This window comes from Burkholderia sp. Bp9090, assembly GCF_003857985.1.
In the GTDB taxonomy this organism is placed as follows: Bacteria; Pseudomonadota; Gammaproteobacteria; order Burkholderiales; family Burkholderiaceae; genus Burkholderia.
Genome location: NZ_QTPV01000101.1, coordinates 1 through 1,419 on the forward strand (window position 1 = coordinate 1; position 1,419 = coordinate 1,419).

The 1,419-nt window shown below is 66.4% G+C and carries 2 protein-coding genes; both read left to right on the plus strand.

The window, feature by feature from the left end:
* The coding region (locus tag DIE16_RS36230; protein WP_124894421.1) for an ABC transporter permease subunit at positions 1-1,121 on the plus strand (1,121 nt) is incomplete at its 5' end.
* Positions 1,122-1,132: 11 nt separating this feature from the next.
* A partial coding sequence (locus DIE16_RS36235) for an ATP-binding cassette domain-containing protein (protein WP_124668142.1) occupies positions 1,133-1,419 on the plus strand: 287 nt, incomplete at its 3' end.

Below are 1,419 nucleotides of genomic sequence, written 5' to 3' on the forward strand. Positions count from 1 at the left end.
TCGCGTCGGAGGCGATCACCGTCGGCAACCAGACCATCACGCTGCCGGGCATCGGCGCGTATCTCGCGCAGGCGATCGCCGACAAGAACCTCGGTGCGGTGGGCTGGGTGATCGTCGCAATGTCGGTCGTGATCCTCGCGTACGACCAGTTCCTGTTCCGCCCGCTCGTCGCGTGGGCCGACAAGTTCCGGATGGAAAACACCGCGTCGGGCGATGCGCCGCAGTCCTGGCTGCTCGACATGCTGCGCCGCACGCACCTGATCCACCAGCTGCTCGTGCCGGCCGGCTGGCTGCTGTCGCAGGCCGCGCGGATTCCGTTGCGCGTGCCGGCGCTCACGGGCAAGCGCTCGCGCGGCACGTCGGCGCGCGGTTCGTCGCGCGTCGGCGACGTCGTGTGGGGCGCGTTCGTGATCCTGCTGACGGTGTACGTCGGGTGGCGCGTCGTCAGCTTCGTGGCGACCGGCGTGACGATGGGCGAGGTCGGCCACGTGGTGGTGCTCGGGCTGATCACGTTGCTGCGCGTGCTGGTGCTGATCGCGATCGCGTCGGTGATCTGGGTGCCGCTCGGCGTGCTGATCGGGCTGCGCCCCGCGCTGGCCGAGAAGATCCAGCCGCTCGCGCAGTTCCTCGCCGCGTTCCCGGCGAACCTGCTGTTCCCGGTGTTCGTGATCGTGATCGTCCATTTCCATCTGAACGCGGACATCTGGCTGTCGCCGCTGATCGTGCTCGGCACGCAGTGGTACATCCTGTTCAACGTGATCGCCGGCGCGATGTCCTATCCGAACGACTACAAGGAAGCGACGAAGAACTTCCGCATTCGCGGCTGGCAGTGGTGGCGCCAGGCGATGCTGCCCGGCATTTTCCCGTACTACGTGACCGGTGCGATCACCGCATCGGGCGGCGCGTGGAACGCGAGCATCGTGTCCGAGTTCGTGCAGTGGGGCGACACCAGGGTCGTCGCGCATGGCCTCGGCTCGTACATCGCACAGATGACTGCCGCCGGCGATTTTCCGAAGATCATCCTGGGCATCGCCGTGATGTCCCTGTTCGTTACCCTGTTCAACCGTCTGCTGTGGCGTCCGATGTACGCCTATGCGGAATCCCGGCTCCGTCTCGATTGAGAGTAAGCGCGATGCAAAACCAGACCGTAATCAACGCCCCTGTCCAGACGTCCCAGCCGCTTCAGCCGCCGCGCCTCGGCGAGGAAATCCTGCGCGTCGAACATGTGAATCGCGGCTTCAACAAGTCGCAGGGCGAGTTGCTCGTGCTCGACGACGCGAACCTGTCGCTGCGCGAAGGCGAGATCGTCGGGCTGCTCGGCCGTTCTGGCTCGGGCAAGTCCACGCTGCTGCGGATCATCGCCGGGCTGATCGAGCCGACCGGCGGTGACGTGACCTATCTCGGCAAGCCGCTGCGCGG